The 14,031-nt window shown below is 62.7% G+C and carries 16 protein-coding genes; 7 read left to right on the forward strand and 9 right to left on the reverse strand.

From position 1 onward, the window contains the following. Positions 1 to 20: 20 nt before the first annotated feature. Both JDO7802_RS10375 and JDO7802_RS10380 read left to right on the forward strand, forming a co-directional pair. The gene (locus tag JDO7802_RS10375) at positions 21 to 290 is read left to right on the forward strand and encodes an HPr family phosphocarrier protein (protein ID WP_055085294.1); all 270 of its coding nucleotides are present in this window, start codon (positions 21 to 23) and stop codon (positions 288 to 290) included. A gap of 101 nt (positions 291 to 391) precedes the next feature. Further along, positions 392 to 1,153: a lysophospholipid acyltransferase family protein gene (locus JDO7802_RS10380; protein ID WP_306455359.1), complete on the forward strand. Its 762-nt coding sequence runs from the start codon at positions 392 to 394 to the stop codon at positions 1,151 to 1,153. Positions 1,154 to 1,159: 6 nt separating this feature from the next. On the opposite strand, the gene JDO7802_RS10385 is transcribed toward JDO7802_RS10380, so the two are convergent. Further along, a complete protein-coding gene (locus JDO7802_RS10385; protein ID WP_055085296.1) occupies positions 1,160 to 2,035 on the reverse strand; it encodes a 3-hydroxybutyryl-CoA dehydrogenase in 876 nt (291 codons plus the stop codon). A 159-nt stretch (positions 2,036 to 2,194) separates the two neighbouring features. Here JDO7802_RS10385 and JDO7802_RS10390 point away from each other — a divergent pair, with 159 nt between their 5' ends. Beyond that, the gene (locus JDO7802_RS10390; protein WP_055085298.1) at positions 2,195 to 3,013 is read left to right on the forward strand and encodes a DUF6473 family protein; all 819 of its coding nucleotides are present in this window, start codon (positions 2,195 to 2,197) and stop codon (positions 3,011 to 3,013) included. A gap of 79 nt (positions 3,014 to 3,092) precedes the next feature. On the opposite strand, the gene JDO7802_RS10395 is transcribed toward JDO7802_RS10390, so the two are convergent. The 7 genes from JDO7802_RS10395 to JDO7802_RS10425 form a co-directional block, all read right to left on the reverse strand. After that, on the reverse strand, positions 3,093 to 4,019 hold the full coding sequence (locus JDO7802_RS10395) for an electron transfer flavoprotein subunit alpha/FixB family protein (protein WP_055085300.1): 927 nt from the start codon (positions 4,017 to 4,019) through the stop codon (positions 3,093 to 3,095). Next, positions 4,019 to 4,777, reverse strand: a complete 759-nt coding sequence (locus JDO7802_RS10400; protein WP_055085301.1) for an electron transfer flavoprotein subunit beta/FixA family protein — start codon at positions 4,775 to 4,777, stop codon at positions 4,019 to 4,021. The genes JDO7802_RS10395 and JDO7802_RS10400 overlap by 1 nt, the downstream gene beginning before the upstream one ends. Positions 4,778 to 4,913: 136 nt before the next feature. Continuing rightward, positions 4,914 to 5,732, reverse strand: coding sequence for a hypothetical protein (locus tag JDO7802_RS10405; protein ID WP_055085303.1), 819 nt, complete (start codon positions 5,730 to 5,732; stop codon positions 4,914 to 4,916). Positions 5,733 to 5,868: 136 nt separating this feature from the next. Further along, positions 5,869 to 6,444: a cob(I)yrinic acid a,c-diamide adenosyltransferase gene (locus JDO7802_RS10410; RefSeq protein WP_055085306.1), complete on the reverse strand. Its 576-nt coding sequence runs from the start codon at positions 6,442 to 6,444 to the stop codon at positions 5,869 to 5,871. Positions 6,445 to 6,447: 3 nt separating this feature from the next. Next, on the reverse strand, positions 6,448 to 6,651 hold the full coding sequence (locus JDO7802_RS10415; protein WP_055085308.1) for a twin transmembrane helix small protein: 204 nt from the start codon (positions 6,649 to 6,651) through the stop codon (positions 6,448 to 6,450). Between the two features lie 43 nt (positions 6,652 to 6,694). After that, complete coding sequence (locus JDO7802_RS10420) at positions 6,695 to 7,516, reverse strand: SDR family oxidoreductase (protein WP_055085310.1); 822 nt, start codon at positions 7,514 to 7,516, stop codon at positions 6,695 to 6,697. Between the two features lie 84 nt (positions 7,517 to 7,600). Next, a complete protein-coding gene (locus JDO7802_RS10425; RefSeq protein ID WP_055085311.1) occupies positions 7,601 to 8,152 on the reverse strand; it encodes an SH3 domain-containing protein in 552 nt (183 codons plus the stop codon). A 178-nt stretch (positions 8,153 to 8,330) separates the two neighbouring features. Here JDO7802_RS10425 and JDO7802_RS10430 point away from each other — a divergent pair, with 178 nt between their 5' ends. From JDO7802_RS10430 to tuf, 3 genes are all read left to right on the forward strand, one after another. Beyond that, positions 8,331 to 10,649, forward strand: coding sequence for a DNA topoisomerase IV subunit A (locus tag JDO7802_RS10430; RefSeq protein ID WP_055085313.1), 2,319 nt, complete (start codon positions 8,331 to 8,333; stop codon positions 10,647 to 10,649). A 72-nt stretch (positions 10,650 to 10,721) separates the two neighbouring features. Continuing rightward, entirely contained in the window at positions 10,722 to 11,309 is a 588-nt protein-coding gene (locus JDO7802_RS10435; protein WP_055085315.1) for a hypothetical protein, read from the forward strand. Between the two features lie 116 nt (positions 11,310 to 11,425). Next, the gene (tuf, locus tag JDO7802_RS10440) at positions 11,426 to 12,601 is read left to right on the forward strand and encodes an elongation factor Tu (protein WP_055085317.1); all 1,176 of its coding nucleotides are present in this window, start codon (positions 11,426 to 11,428) and stop codon (positions 12,599 to 12,601) included. A 482-nt stretch (positions 12,602 to 13,083) separates the two neighbouring features. On the opposite strand, the gene JDO7802_RS10445 is transcribed toward tuf, so the two are convergent. Next, positions 13,084 to 13,344, reverse strand: a complete 261-nt coding sequence (locus tag JDO7802_RS10445; protein ID WP_187298126.1) for a hypothetical protein — start codon at positions 13,342 to 13,344, stop codon at positions 13,084 to 13,086. Positions 13,345 to 13,715: 371 nt separating this feature from the next. Here JDO7802_RS10445 and rpsJ point away from each other — a divergent pair, with 371 nt between their 5' ends. Next, complete coding sequence (gene rpsJ, locus JDO7802_RS10450; RefSeq protein WP_055085322.1) at positions 13,716 to 14,024, forward strand: 30S ribosomal protein S10; 309 nt, start codon at positions 13,716 to 13,718, stop codon at positions 14,022 to 14,024. Positions 14,025 to 14,031 lie beyond the last annotated feature (7 nt).

Below are 14,031 nucleotides of genomic sequence, written 5' to 3' on the forward strand. Positions count from 1 at the left end.
AAGTACCGACCGGGGACCGTATGCCGACGCGCACGCTTGAAATCGTTAATGAAAAAGGGCTGCACGCACGGGCCTCCGCTAAATTCGTGGAATGTGTGGAACGGTTCGACGCGCGCGCCACCGCATCGAAGGACGGTATGGATGCCGCGGGCGACTCGATCATGGGGCTGCTGATGCTTGGCGCGGCGCGCGGCACGTCCATAGACGTCGAAACGTCTGGAGCCGAAGCTGATGCGCTTCTGGACGCACTTGCCGTCCTTGTCGGCGATTATTTCGGCGAGGGGATGTGAGCGATTTCTCGTTCCCGTGGACACGGTCCGGGACGGCATCTTCCAGCCACAACACATATGATCGTCGCCAACTGAGTTATGCCGGGACCTTTACGAACCCGGTGAAAGCGTTCGTCATCCGCCTGATTGAATGGTCCACGGGAAAGCTGCGCCTTCTGCAGCTGATCCGCCGGTTCGAGGCGGAGGGCGTTGAAACCGGCCACGCGTTCTTCGCTCATGCCTTGCGGGTGATGGAGATAGAGGTCCGCACGCCCGACGATCAGATCGCGCATATTCCGCAGAGCGGGCCTTGCGTGATCGTCGCCAACCATCCGCACGGACTGGTCGATGGCATGATTCTGGCCGAACTGGTCGGGCGGGTCAGGCAGGACTATCGCATCCTGACCCGAAGCCTGCTGACCGACGTGCCGGAGGTGTCCGCCCTGATGATACCGGTGCCATTTGCACACGAGAAAGACGCGCGGGAGCGCAATCTGGAGATGCGACGGCGGGCGATGCTGCATCTGGAGGACGGCGGTTGCATCGTCGTATTTCCGGCCGGGTCGGTCGCGGCATCGAAGACGGCCTTCGGGCCCGCGGTTGAAAAGCCGTGGAACCCGTTCACGGCCAAGATGATCCGACGCAGCGGCGCGACGGTCGTGCCGGTCCATTTCGACGGAGCCAATTCAAGGGCCTATCAGATCGCCAATCGGATCTCGGCGACGCTGCGGCAAGGATTGCTGCTGCATGAGGTGGTCCATTCGCTTGGTCGCCCGCAGGCTCCGGTGGTGCGTCCGGCGCTGACGCCCGACGACTGGCGTGCGCATACGGATAACTCCACATCATTCATGAGCTGGCTTCGCGATCGAACGCTGAACGGCTGATCCTGCTCAGCGAGTTGGCACGGGGGCATCGCCCCGGTAGTCGTAAAAGCCGCGTTGCGTCTTCCGGCCAAGCCAGCCGGCCTCGACATATTTCGTCAGGAGAGGACAGGGCCGGTACTTCGTGTCGGCCAGACCGTCGTGCAGGACGTTCATGATCGCCAGGCAGGTATCCAGCCCGATGAAATCCGCCAGCTCCAGCGGACCCATAGGATGGTTCGCCCCGAGCTTCATAGAAGTGTCGATCGACGTGACCGTACCGACCCCTTCGTAAAGCGTATAGACTGCTTCGTTGATCATCGGCATCAGGATGCGATTGACAATGAAGGCCGGGAAATCCTCGGCCGTGGCTGATGTCTTGTCCAACTTGTCGACGACCGCGCGACACGCCTTGTAGGTGTCTTCGTTTGTCGCGATGCCGCGGATCAATTCGACCAATTGCATGATCGGTACCGGGTTCATGAAGTGGAAGCCCATGAACCGTTCGGGCCGGTCGGTTCGGCTGGCCAGGCGCGTGATCGAGATCGAAGACGTGTTGGATGTGAGGATCGTTTCGGGTTTCAGGCTGGGCAGAAGTTCGGCGAAGATCGCGTGCTTGATGTCTTCGCGTTCCGTCGCCGCCTCGATGATGAGGTCGGACGGGCCAAGGTCGGTCAGGGTCAGCGTCGTCTTGATGCGTCCCATCGCGTCGTCGCGATCCTGCTGACTGATCTTTTCACGGCTGACCTGCCGGTCCATGTTCTTTGAGATAACGTCAGTTGCTGCTTTCAGGGCATCCGCGTTCACGTCGGTGAGCGTCACGTCGTATCCGGCCAACGCAGAGACATGTGCGATCCCGTTGCCCATCTGGCCCGCGCCCACGATGCCGATGCTCTTGATGTCCATGGCCGCTCTCCTGTCGCTTCGGCGGACCATAGCAGGGGGGTGGGGAGGGGCAAGCGCGCTTGCCGATCGCATCAATTCGACATGAATGCCACGTTCAACTCTTCGGTAAGCCTTGGCTGTCAGGATCGTGCTCTAGGAACGATTCTGTACGGGCATGCCATGAGTTACGAAGGTCAAACCGACGGGTTGGATTATTATCCGTGCTACTACGGCGGGTCGCGCATCCCGTTTCGTGGGCCCGCGGTGCCCCTTGATGGGGCCTATACCGTCGTGATCGGTGGATGCGAGGTTTACGGCCGATACGTGGAAGACCCGTTCACCGACCAGTTGGCTGAACTGACGGGACGACGCGTGGTCAATCTGGGTGTGCGCAACGCCGGACTCGACGTCTTTAGCTTCGACGATCGGCTGCTGCGGGTGCTGTCGCGGGCCGAGGTCGCGATCGTACAACTGACCGGTGCTCACAACATCTCAAACCGGTTCTATACCGTCCATCCGCGCCGCAACGACCGCTTTCTGGAAGCTGCGCGCCCGTTGACGAACCTCTACCGCGACATCGATTTTAGCGATTTCTCCTTTACGCGTCACATGCTCGTCACGCTGCGACGCAGATGCCCCGAACGGTTCGCCCGCGTTCAGGTGGAACTTGCGGAAGCCTGGCACGCCCGGATGAAGCTGCTGCTGTCGCGCATCTCCGGCACGCGGGTGCTTTTGCATATCGAGAACCGCAACGATTATGGACTTGGGTCCGAGCCTGCTTTCGTGTCGGTCGAGATGATCGAGAGTCTGGAAGGGGCATTCGACAAGATCGTGCAATGCGATGTGTCATCCAATTTGGGGGACAGTCGCTTGGACGATATGGTATTTCCAGGCACCGAGCGGGACGCCGCATTGCGGATGATGTCGACCGACGCTCACGAACAGGTCGCCGCTGCTCTCGCGCGAACGGTGCGTCGGTCGAACGGAATGGCGGCTTGATGTGTCAGGTGCCTGAAAGTCGGCCACAAAAAAACGCGGCCCCGAAACCGGGACCGCGTTCCAAGGGGAGCAAATGGGGTCAGATCTTATCGATCAGCTCCGGCACGGCGGTGAACAGATCGGCAACAAGGCCGTAATCCGCGACTTGAAAGATCGGGGCTTCCTCGTCCTTGTTGATCGCGACGATGATCTTGGAATCCTTCATGCCGGCAAGATGCTGAATTGCACCCGAGATGCCGACGGCCACATAGAGGTTCGGCGCGACGACCTTGCCCGTTTGTCCAACCTGCCAGTCGTTCGGAGCGTAGCCCGAGTCTACGGCGGCGCGCGATGCGCCGACGGCAGCCCCCAATTTGTCGGCCAGCTTTTCGATCATGGCGAAGTCTTCTTCCGACCCGACACCGCGTCCACCCGACACGACGACACCGGCGGAGGTCAGTTCGGGACGATCGGATTCTGCAACCTTGTCTTCGACCCACTCCGAAAGGCCCGGATCTGCCGCGGCGCCGATGCTCTCTACGGGGGCGGAGCCCCCTTCACCCGTCAACTCGAACGTGGAGGTGCGGATCGTCATGACCTTTGTTGCATCCGTGGATTTGATCGTCTGGATGGCGTTGCCCGCATAGATCGGACGCTCGAACGTGTCGGCGTCGATCACGGCCGTCACGTCCGAAAGGATCATCACGTCGAGCAGGGCCGCGATGCGGGGCATCACGTTCTTGGCGTCGGTCGTGGACGGGGCTAGGATGTGGGAGTAATCGCCGGCGATACCGGCAACCAGCGCGGCGGTCGGCTCGGCCAAGCGGTGGCCCAGCGTCGGATCTTCGGCCACGAGAACCTTGGATACGCCGTCGAGCTTGGACGCGGCTTCGCCCGCTGCCGTGGCGGACGCGCCGGCGCACAGGACCGTCACCTCGCCCAGCTGCTTTGCCGCGGTCAGCGCTTTGCCGGTCGCATCGAGATTGAGTTCACCGTTGGTGACTTCGCCAATCAGAAGAACAGCCATTATACAGCCCCCGCTTCTTTGAGTTTCGAGACCAGATCGTCGACGGACGTCACCATTTCACCAGCCTTGCGGGCCTCGGGTTCGGATGTCTTGACGATTTCAAGGCGCGCGGCGACGTTGACGCCGTAATCGGCGGGCGTCTTTTCGTCGAGCGGCTTCTTCTTGGCCTTCATGATATTTGGCAGCGACGCATAGCGCGGCTCATTCAGGCGCAGGTCGACGGTGACGATGGCGGGCATCTTTACCTTGATCGTCTGCAAACCGCCATCCACTTCGCGGGTCACCGTCGCATGGTCACCGTCGATCGCGACTTCGGACGCGAAGGTCGCTTGCGACCAGCCGAGCAGAGCCGAAAGCATCTGCCCGGTCGCATTCATGTCGTTGTCGATCGCTTGCTTGCCGGCCAGCACGAGGCCAGGCTGTTCCTCGTCGATGACGGCCTTGAGCAACTTGGCCACGGCCAATGGCTCGATATCGGTATGCACATCGTCGGCGGCCACGATCAGGATGGCACGGTCGGCCCCCATCGCAAGCGCGGTCCGCAACGTCTCCTGGGATTGCTTGACACCGATGGAAACGGCGACGACCTCGTCGGCGGTCCCGGCCTCCTTGAGGCGGATCGCCTGCTCGACGGCGATTTCGTCGAACGGATTCATCGACATCTTCACGTTGGCCAGATCAACACCGGTTCCGTCGGCTTTGACCCGAACCTTGACGTTGTAATCAATGACCCGCTTGACGGGTACGAGGACTTTCATCGGTCGCTCCTCCTGAAGACTGTTTCCCGCGTGTTAGCCGATGCGCGGGGTCTGGGACAGGTCGAAAGCGACAGGATGATGCCTTGTGACGCACCGTTTTGACCGAAGTGGTCGGTGTCATCTTTGCGTCGTGGGATCAGGCTGCAATACCGTGTCGTTCCCCCAGGCGGGCAAGAAGGGTGCCACGGGGCGGGATGCCGTTGTAATCAGAGGCCAGACGGCTGCGGATCCGACGTCCGTAGAGATGGATGGATTGCGTGTCTTCGGTGATGTGTTCCCACGTCAGTCGGGCTTTGCGGAAGAACCGTCGTCGATCGGCATAGCGTACCGGGTACAGGACATCGCGCTCCAACGCGTGCTCGATTTCGCCGGTGGTGCGCAGGATATGAGTAATGGCGGTCGGTCCCCAGACGGCCCAGGGCATTTCGGTGACATGCATCGGATCGCCGTCACGCGCCCGGCGACAGGCTTCGTTCAGTGACTTGGCGGGCAACCAAGGCAGCACCGCGTATTCGTCTTCGGTATAGGCGATCAGTTCCGCCAGCGCCGGGCTGTCAGCGGGCAGGGCGAGCACGCCGTTCGAAACGCTGCCCTGGTGATCATCTTCCCAGGAGAAGTAGTAGCCGTTCTTGGGCGTGAAGGGGCGCAGACAATAGGCGTCGGTATCGGCCCAGATGACGCCTGGATGTTTGCGCAGCAGATTGTAGCGGAAACGATCGGCGAAGGGTGCCGGACTGCCAGTGCGAAGGTGGATGGTATAGGTATCGGGCTTGGGCAGGATGTCCGACGCATCGGCGAGGGTGACGCCGTCGGGAACGCCTTCGATATCCTCGTAACTGTAAAGCGTGATCGAATGACCGACGTCCACGAAGGACTTGAGGCAAAGCCGTTCGACGAACGAAAGCGGCGCGCCGGTCCAGAACGTGGCGACGGGGGCGAGGGGGGCGTCTGTCATCCGATAAACTCTCTCTTGCCATAAGATCTGTTTCCAATTGCGAAACATCGCGGCAAAACAGGGGCAGTTCAGAGAATTTATGATGATTTTTAGCCAACCGGTTGGCGGGGGAGCCATTGGCCCCCCATCGACCGGTTCAGGTTCGATTGGCTCCGGGAACCCAAAGGACGTCGGCGCGACCGTCGTCGTTGGCGATGCGCGAGGCGACGAAGAACCAGTCCGACAGACGGTTGAGATACTTTACCGCAGCTGCGTTCACATCGCCCTCATCGGCGAGCTCGACACACAGCCGTTCAGCCCGTCGCGTTACCGTGCGGCACAGATGCAGATGCGCCGCCAGCGCCGACCCACCGGGCAGGACGAAGGACCGCAGGGGCTCCAACGCGTCGTTCATCGTATCGATCTCGGCCTCAAGTCTTTCCACCTGCGATTGCGTCATGCGCAGCGGCGGGTATTCCGCTTGCGCGTCGTTCGCCATGCCCGGGCGGCACAGGTCCGCGCCAAGGTCGAACATGTCGTTCTGAATCATCGTCAGGCGGGCATCCATGTCGCCGGTCGCGTGCAGGCGCGCCATACCGATCGTGCAGTTCGCCTCGTCCACCGTCCCATAGGCTTCGACGCGCGCAGAGGTTTTCGCCACACGGGACCCGTCGCCAAGGGCCGTCGTGCCACCGTCGCCGGTGCGGGTATAGATTTTCGAGAGAACAACCATGATTTATCCTTTGGACCGGAGCCAGACGAAACCGACGAGCAACACCACCGCCACGAGCTGCGCGATCAGGCGCCAACGCATGATCTTGTTCGCGTATTTCTGGTTGAACTCGCCGCCTTTCGCAAAGCCGCCGATCCCGGTCATCAAGATCACGAGCACCAGCAGGCAGGCACCTGCAACCACATAGAAAAGGGGATCGTCACGCATGTCGTTTCCTATCTAACGTTCGTCTTTGACTTAAGCCGATGCCTCAGGAATTCGAGACGATGCGGTCGACCATTCGCGTCGGCAAGGCACGCTTGACCACCATCGCAAGTGTCGTGGGCACGGTAACGCGGTAACGCGCCTTGGGTCGCGGGCTTTCGATCGCGTGGAACAGCGCTTTGGTCACTGCGGCGGCCGGAAGTTCGAATTTCGCGGTATTGTCCTGATAGAGGCGATCCATGAGGGTCTCGTAATCGGCGCGGCGAGCCGAGGATTTCCAGTCGATCCAACGCTCGAATTGCAGACGTGCGTTGGCGCGGAACTTCGATGTGATGGGGCCGGGTTCGATCAGGACAATGTCGATGCCTGTTCCCCGCATTTCCATCCGTAAGGTATCGCTCAACCCTTCGAGCGCGAACTTCGTCGCATTGTAAGCCCCGCGCCAGGGGGCGGCGGCGAAGCCGAGCACGCTGGAATTCTGGACGATACGGCCGTGGCCCTGCTTGCGCATCACGGGAATGACGCGACGCGTCAGGTCATGCCAACCGAAGAAATTCGCCTCGAACGAGGCGCGCAGCGCCGGCGTCGGCAGATCCTCCACCAGACCTGGGACGGCATAAGCGCCGTTGTTGAACAATGCGTCGAGCGTTCCGCCCGTCGCCGCCATGACTTCGGCAAGGCCGGCCTCGATGGTGGCGGCGTTTTCATAGTCGATCAGCGGCGAGGTCAGGCCTTCAGCCTGCAACCGCGCGCAATCTTCCGGCTTTCGGCACGAGGCGAAGACCCGCCAGCCGCGCGCGTGCAGCGTCTTGGCGGCATCGTATCCAATGCCCGTGGAAGCGCCGGTGATGAGGATGGAACGTGTCATGGGCGTGCGTTAGCAGCGACACGACGAAATGAAAACGGGCGCAGCCCTCGCGGGATGCACCCCTTCCTATAAATCGGCAAAAGCTTACGCGGGCTCGAGGAACCGCGCCGCCATGTATCCGGTCCTGCCGGAGGCCACGTCGCGGATTTCGGCCCAACCGTCGGAAACCTCACCGATCATTTCGGTCAGGGTGCCGCCCGGCAAGCTGTCGACGACGGTGTTGGCCGTCGACGGGCCCGAACGCATGTTCACGCGGCTTCCCGATACCTTGTAAAGATCGCTGTCGATGGCTGGACCGGCATCGGTCGCGGTGATCGGCGCACTGGCTTCGACAAGGCTCACGACGACCGGCTCTCCGATCAGGCGCGGGCCCCGACGTGTTTCGGACGGGTCGGGGGCGGAAGCGGCAATCGTCGCAGCGTCCGGTACGACGGTGTCGATCATTGCGGCGCGTGTTACGACGGCCCCGGCTTGGTCGTCGGTCATGATGACGGGCTGCGAGAATTCCCCGGCCGAGGCGGCGGCGATGGCGGTGTCCCGCGTGCTCCGCTCCGTCAGCAAATCGCTCTGCGGATCGCCCCAGATGACGAATCCGGCATAGAGAGCGACGGCAAGCGTAAAGGTCATTTTCAGCATGATTTCATTTCCCCGACAGCATCGAATAGGTGTTGCATCTACAACGACCTGACCGTGGCAGCGGTTCCCTCAGGTTTACGCAGTGGTAACATGGGCGTGCTTGCAAAAATACCCAGTTTGGCGGCCCCACTAGCGGCCTTTGCTTGTCTGGCCGAGTCGCGGTCGATAGATCAGGGTCATGAGTGACCCGAACGACACGGACGACGCGGCCCCCATCGAAGGCGAGGTGGTTCGCGAACCTTTGCGCCGCGCGATTGGCGATCGTTACCTGACCTATGCGCTGTCGACGATCATGCATCGGGCGTTGCCGGACGCGCGCGACGGGCTGAAGCCGGTCCATCGGCGCATTCTCTATGCGATGCGCGAACTGCGTCTTTCGTCGAATGGCGGATTTCGGAAATCGGCGAAGATTTCCGGCGACGTCATGGGGAACTATCACCCGCATGGCGATGCCGCGATCTATGACGCGATGGCCCGCCTGGCGCAGGATTTCGCGGTTCGATATCCGCTGGTCGACGGGCAGGGGAATTTCGGCAATATCGACGGCGACAACCCCGCAGCCGCGCGATACACCGAAGCCCGCATGACCGCCGCAGCCGAGGCATTGCTGGCCGGTCTGGACGAAAATGCCGTCGATTTTCGCGACAATTATGACGGCACGCTGCAGGAACCCGTCGTGCTCCCGGCGGCCTATCCGAACCTTCTGGCCAATGGGGCCGCCGGCATCGCGGTGGGTATGGCGACGAACATTCCGCCACATAACCTGGACGAGCTGATCGCGGCCTGCCTGCACCTTATCAAGTCGCCGAACGCCCGCGATGAAACCCTGCTGGAGCATATTCCCGGCCCCGACTTTCCCACAGGCGGCATCATCGTGGAGCCGCGCGAGAACATCTTGGAGGCTTACCGCACCGGGCGCGGTGCCTTCCGCCTGCGCGCCCGCCACCATGTCGAAGATCTGGGCAAGGGGCAGTGGCAGATCATCGTCACCGAAATTCCGTACCAGGTTCAAAAAGGCAAGCTGATCGAGAAGCTGGCCGAACTGGTCCTGGCCAAGAAGGTCCCGATCCTGGGCGACATCCGGGACGAGAGTGCCGACGACGTCCGCATCGTGCTGGAGCCGAAGTCGCGCAACGTCGACCCGGACGTGCTGATGAACACGCTCTATCGCATGTCGGAGCTGGAGACGCGGTTCTCTCTCAATATGAACGTGCTGATCGACGGGGTGACGCCCCGTGTCTGCGGACTGCGCGAAGTGTTGCAGGCGTTCCTCGACCACCGGCGCGACGTGCTGATACGTCGTTCCACCCACCGGATGGAGAAGATCGACCACCGACTGGAGGTTCTGGAAGGTTTCATCATCGCCTACCTCAACCTCGATCGGGTCATCGACATCATCCGCTACGATGACGCCCCGAAAGAGGCGTTGATGTTCGAGCCGTGGGGGGACGGTGCCGCTCGGGCCAGCGACGAATCCGACTATACCTCGCCGCTGCCGACGGAGCATCAAGCGACGCTTACCGAAGTGCAGTCCGAGGCCATCCTGAACATGCGCCTGCGCGCCTTGCGCCGCCTTGAGGAGATGGCGCTTCTCAAGGAACGGGATGCTCTGATGGAGGAGCGGGCGGGATTGCAGGACCTGCTCGAGTCCGAGATCGTTCAGTGGAAAACCATCTCGGACGAGTTGCGCGATGTGCGAAAGCAGTTCGGCAAGGCGACCGCTCTGGGCCGCCGGCGCAGTGATTTCGCCGAAGCGGTCGAAGTTGCGGATGTCCCGTTGGAAGCCATGATCGAGCGGGAGCCGGTGACGGTGGTCTGTTCGCAGATGGGATGGGTCCGCGCGCTTTCGGGGCATGTCGCGCTCGACAAGGACCTGAAGTTCAAGGACGGCGACGGCCCGGCGTTCATGTTCCACGCCGAAACGACTGACAAGCTGATCGTCTGGGGCAGCGACGGTCGGGCCTTTACCCTGCTGGCCAATTCGCTGCCCGGAGGCCGCGGCATGGGGGAGCCGTTGCGCCTGATGATCGATCTGCCCAACGAGACGGCGATCGTCGACATCCTGATCCACCAACCGGGGCGCAGACTGCTTCTCGCGTCCAGCGCGGGTGACGGCTTCATTGTCCCCGAGGAGGAGATGGTCGCGATGCGACGGGCGGGCAAGGCTGTGATGAGTGTTCGCGGCGATGTGACGGCCCTGCGCCCGGTCGCGGCCCGGGGCGACCACGTCGCTTGCGTCGGCGACAATCGCAAGATGCTGGTCTTCCCGCTGTCGGATCTGCCGGAGATGCCGCGCGGCAAGGGCGTGCGGCTGCAGAAATTCAAAGATGGCGGATTGGCCGATGCCAAGGTGATCACTCTGGCCGACGGCCTGTCGTGGTCCGATCCGGCGGGGCGCACCCGCCACGAGGCGGATCTGACCGAATGGCTGGGGTCCCGGGCGCAGGCGGGCCGCATGGCCCCCCGTGGTTTCCCGCGTGACAACCGTTTCGGCTAGGGCAGGAGCGGTGACATCGTTGACCCCCCTGCACGCGCTGTCTACCACGCGCCTACCTTAAAGGGGATGACGATGGCCCACTCGATCAACAGACGCACATTCGCCGCGACCGGTCTTGCGGCAGCCGGACTTTCGGCCTGCGCTGCACCCGATCCACTGGGCGAAGACCTGCCCCCTATGGGCGATTTCGAGTTGGCCTTCACGGTCGTCGTCTCGGAGAACGCCAAGAAGATACCGCCGTCCCGCACCGCCACGCCCGAGCAGTTGAAGTCCGTCATGACGGCCGAGGTAGAGCGTCGCTTCGGCGCTTATTCGGGTGGGACAGGCTACGTCATCGCGCTTAACATCGACGGATATTCGCTGGCTCCTCCGGGCATTCCGATCGTTCTGACGCCGAAATCCATCCTTGTGGTTTCGGCGAACCTGTGGCGCGCAGATCCCCAGGAGAAGCTGGCCGGGGCTGAACAGATCTCGACCTTCGAAGGGGCGGAAACGCTGCTGTTGGGGTCCGGCCTGGTCAAGGATGCAGACCAGCAGCTCGAGACGCTGTGCCGCAACATGGCGCGCAAGGTCCAGGCCTGGCTGCTGCGTAATCCGACGCTGATCGGGTTGCCGGCGGGGGCCGGCCGGCCGCCCCGGATCGACGATACGGACAACTGATCCGAAGGGGTTCGGCCGCCCCGCTCGGGCTTGCCAAGGCGACGCGCTGCGGTTAGACGGCCCGCGATGCAATTCCGGGGGCCCGACGCGGGCTCTCTTCAAGTCAGGGGCCCATCATGGCGAAGGCAAAATTCGAACGTAACAAGCCGCATGTTAACATCGGCACGATTGGTCACGTTGACCACGGCAAGACGACGTTGACGGCTGCGATCACGAAGTATTTCGGCGACTTCAAGGCCTATGACCAGATCGACGGCGCGCCCGAGGAGAAGGCCCGCGGGATCACGATTTCGACGGCGCACGTCGAGTACGAGACCGAGGCGCGGCACTACGCCCACGTCGATTGCCCGGGCCACGCCGACTACGTCAAGAACATGATCACCGGCGCGGCGCAGATGGACGGCGCGATCCTGGTGGTGAACGCGGCCGACGGCCCGATGCCGCAGACGCGCGAGCACATCCTGCTGGGTCGCCAGGTCGGCATCCCGCACATGGTCGTGTACATGAACAAGGTCGATCAGGTCGACGACGAGGAGCTGCTGGAGCTGGTCGAGATGGAGATCCGCGAGCTGCTGAGCAGCTACGAGTATCCCGGCGACGACATTCCGGTCATCCCCGGCTCGGCGCTGGCGGCGATGGAAGGGCGTGACCCGGAGATCGGCGAGGAATCCATCAAGAAGCTGATGGCGGCCGTGGACGAGTTCATCCCGACGCCCGAGCGTGCCGTGGACCAGCCGTTCCTGATGCCGGTCGAGGACGTGTTCTCGATTTCGGGTCGCGGCACGGTTGTGACGGGCCGGATCGAGCGTGGCGTGATCAACGTGGGCGACGAGATCGAGATCGTAGGCATCCGCGACACCAAGAAGACGACCTGCACGGGCGTCGAGATGTTCCGCAAGCTGCTGGACCGGGGTGAGGCGGGCGACAACATCGGCGCGCTGCTGCGCGGTGTCGACCGCGAAGGCGTTGAGCGTGGCCAGGTGCTGTGCAAGCCGTCGAGCGTGAAGCCGCACACGAAGTTCGAGGCCGAGGCCTATATCCTGACCAAGGAAGAGGGTGGCCGTCACACGCCGTTCTTCGCCAACTACCGTCCGCAGTTCTACTTCCGCACGACGGATGTGACCGGCACGGTGAACCTGGCCGAAGGCACGGAGATGGTGATGCCCGGCGACAACGTGTCGTTCGGCGTGGAGCTGATCGCACCGATCGCGATGGAGCAGGGTCTGCGGTTCGCGATCCGCGAAGGCGGTCGGACGGTGGGTGCCGGCGTCGTCAGCAAAATCACGGAGTAAGCGTAGCGGCCCGCAGGGCCGATGCGCGCCACCCGACAGTGCAAAGGCCCCTTCAGGGGCCTTTGTCACGAGAGGGGAAGCGACGTTCGTCCGAACGTCTGCCGACAAGACGCAGTGCAACGGCCGTCCCGGAGGGGCGGCCTTTGTCACGAGAGCCGATAGGCGTAACGGCCCGCAGGCCCGATGCGTCATCCCACGGTGCAAAGGCCCCCCGGGGGCCTTTGTCACGACAGCGGATCGCGACCTTCGGGGCTGCGCCCGTGGATAAGGCGCGACGGGGGACGGACGCCCTTCGGGGGCGTCGTCGCCAGAGCCGGTCAGGCAAAGCCGCCGGTCAGGCAAAGCCTGCGGCACCGATGCGCGGGCCGGGCGGGCGACAGCCCCGGGGCCACCGGTGCCCGGCCTGCCGTCAGCGGGACCGTCGGCGGCAAACGAAAAAAGGCGGCCCCGAAGGACCGCCTCTTCCACGAAACCGATCGAAATCAGTTGTTCGCAATGATCGCTTCGACGCGACCTTTGTCGTTGCTCTCGTCGCCATCTTCCAGGACGGACTTGATCGCGGCCAGCTGGCCCAGCGTCAGATCGTCGAGGGTGTCGGTGGGGATGCCCATGCGGTCGAAATCGCTCATCAGGGCGGTCTGCAGCATGTCAAAACCCTGACCCATCGTCGGGGCGTGGGCATCGGCAAATGCCGTGCCGGACATGGCGATCAGGGCGGCTGCGGCGGTCATCTTAAATGTCATCATCGTCTCCAATTGATTGTTCCATCGGGATTGCGACCGTATGGAAAGCGGCTCCCCGGAGCATTAATTTGTCCGAGATCAACCTGCGCGATAGGTGGTAGGAAGTTTTCCCCGCAGCTGTCAAATCACATTGACGCTACGTTCGCCCGGTCGTTTCCGCCTCCCCACCAGGACTGGACACAAGGGGGTTGCGGCCTTGTCCGAGTCGGTCTAGTTGCGCGCATTCACGGACGGGCCGCCCCTCGATCAGATCAGGTGCGGCTTTCGACCGTCAGGGTTCGACGAGGGGTTCGGGTGGTCCGGTCTCCTCCTCTCAACTTAAGCGACCGTCCCCCCGATCGCGGGGCAGGGCGGCCTTGTCAGGACATGACATGAAAAGCCAGAATATCCGTATCCGGCTCAAGGCGTTCGACTACCGCGTGCTGGATGCCAGCACCGCGGAGATCGTCGCCACGGCCAAGCGAACCGGCGCGCACGTGCGCGGCCCGATCCCGCTTCCCAACAAGATCGAGCGGTTCACCGTTCTTCGTGGTCCGCACATCGACAAGAAGTCGCGCGACCAGTGGGAAATCCGCACGCACAAGCGGATGCTCGACATCGTTGACCCGACACCGCAGACCGTGGACGCGCTGATGAAGCTCGACCTGGCCGCCGGCGTCGACGTCCAGATTTCGGTCTGAGGAGGGC

The organism is Jannaschia donghaensis, assembly GCF_001403795.1.
In the GTDB taxonomy this organism is placed as follows: Bacteria; Pseudomonadota; Alphaproteobacteria; order Rhodobacterales; family Rhodobacteraceae; genus Jannaschia; species Jannaschia donghaensis.

What these genes read in the sequence shown, in the direction of transcription:
- JDO7802_RS10435 (WP_055085315.1), top strand. Translation starts at nt 10,722, where the DNA reads ATGGCCCACTCGATCAACAGACGCACATTCGCCGCGACCGGTCTTGCG.
- rpsJ (WP_055085322.1), top strand. Translation starts at nt 13,716, where the DNA reads ATGAAAAGCCAGAATATCCGTATCCGGCTCAAGGCGTTCGACTACCGC.
- JDO7802_RS10400 (WP_055085301.1), bottom strand. Translation starts at nt 4,777, where the DNA reads ATGAAAGTCCTCGTACCCGTCAAGCGGGTCATTGATTACAACGTCAAG.
- JDO7802_RS10390 (WP_055085298.1), top strand. Translation starts at nt 2,195, where the DNA reads ATGAGTTACGAAGGTCAAACCGACGGGTTGGATTATTATCCGTGCTAC.
- JDO7802_RS10410 (WP_055085306.1), bottom strand. Translation starts at nt 6,444, where the DNA reads ATGGTTGTTCTCTCGAAAATCTATACCCGCACCGGCGACGGTGGCACG.
- JDO7802_RS10425 (WP_055085311.1), bottom strand. Translation starts at nt 8,152, where the DNA reads ATGCTGAAAATGACCTTTACGCTTGCCGTCGCTCTCTATGCCGGATTC.
- JDO7802_RS10405 (WP_055085303.1), bottom strand. Translation starts at nt 5,732, where the DNA reads ATGACAGACGCCCCCCTCGCCCCCGTCGCCACGTTCTGGACCGGCGCG.
- JDO7802_RS10445 (WP_187298126.1), bottom strand. Translation starts at nt 13,344, where the DNA reads ATGACATTTAAGATGACCGCCGCAGCCGCCCTGATCGCCATGTCCGGC.
- JDO7802_RS10420 (WP_055085310.1), bottom strand. Translation starts at nt 7,516, where the DNA reads ATGACACGTTCCATCCTCATCACCGGCGCTTCCACGGGCATTGGATAC.
- tuf (WP_055085317.1), top strand. Translation starts at nt 11,426, where the DNA reads ATGGCGAAGGCAAAATTCGAACGTAACAAGCCGCATGTTAACATCGGC.
- JDO7802_RS10375 (WP_055085294.1), top strand. Translation starts at nt 21, where the DNA reads ATGCCGACGCGCACGCTTGAAATCGTTAATGAAAAAGGGCTGCACGCA.
- JDO7802_RS10395 (WP_055085300.1), bottom strand. Translation starts at nt 4,019, where the DNA reads ATGGCTGTTCTTCTGATTGGCGAAGTCACCAACGGTGAACTCAATCTC.
- JDO7802_RS10430 (WP_055085313.1), top strand. Translation starts at nt 8,331, where the DNA reads ATGAGTGACCCGAACGACACGGACGACGCGGCCCCCATCGAAGGCGAG.
- JDO7802_RS10415 (WP_055085308.1), bottom strand. Translation starts at nt 6,651, where the DNA reads ATGCGTGACGATCCCCTTTTCTATGTGGTTGCAGGTGCCTGCCTGCTG.
- JDO7802_RS10385 (WP_055085296.1), bottom strand. Translation starts at nt 2,035, where the DNA reads ATGGACATCAAGAGCATCGGCATCGTGGGCGCGGGCCAGATGGGCAAC.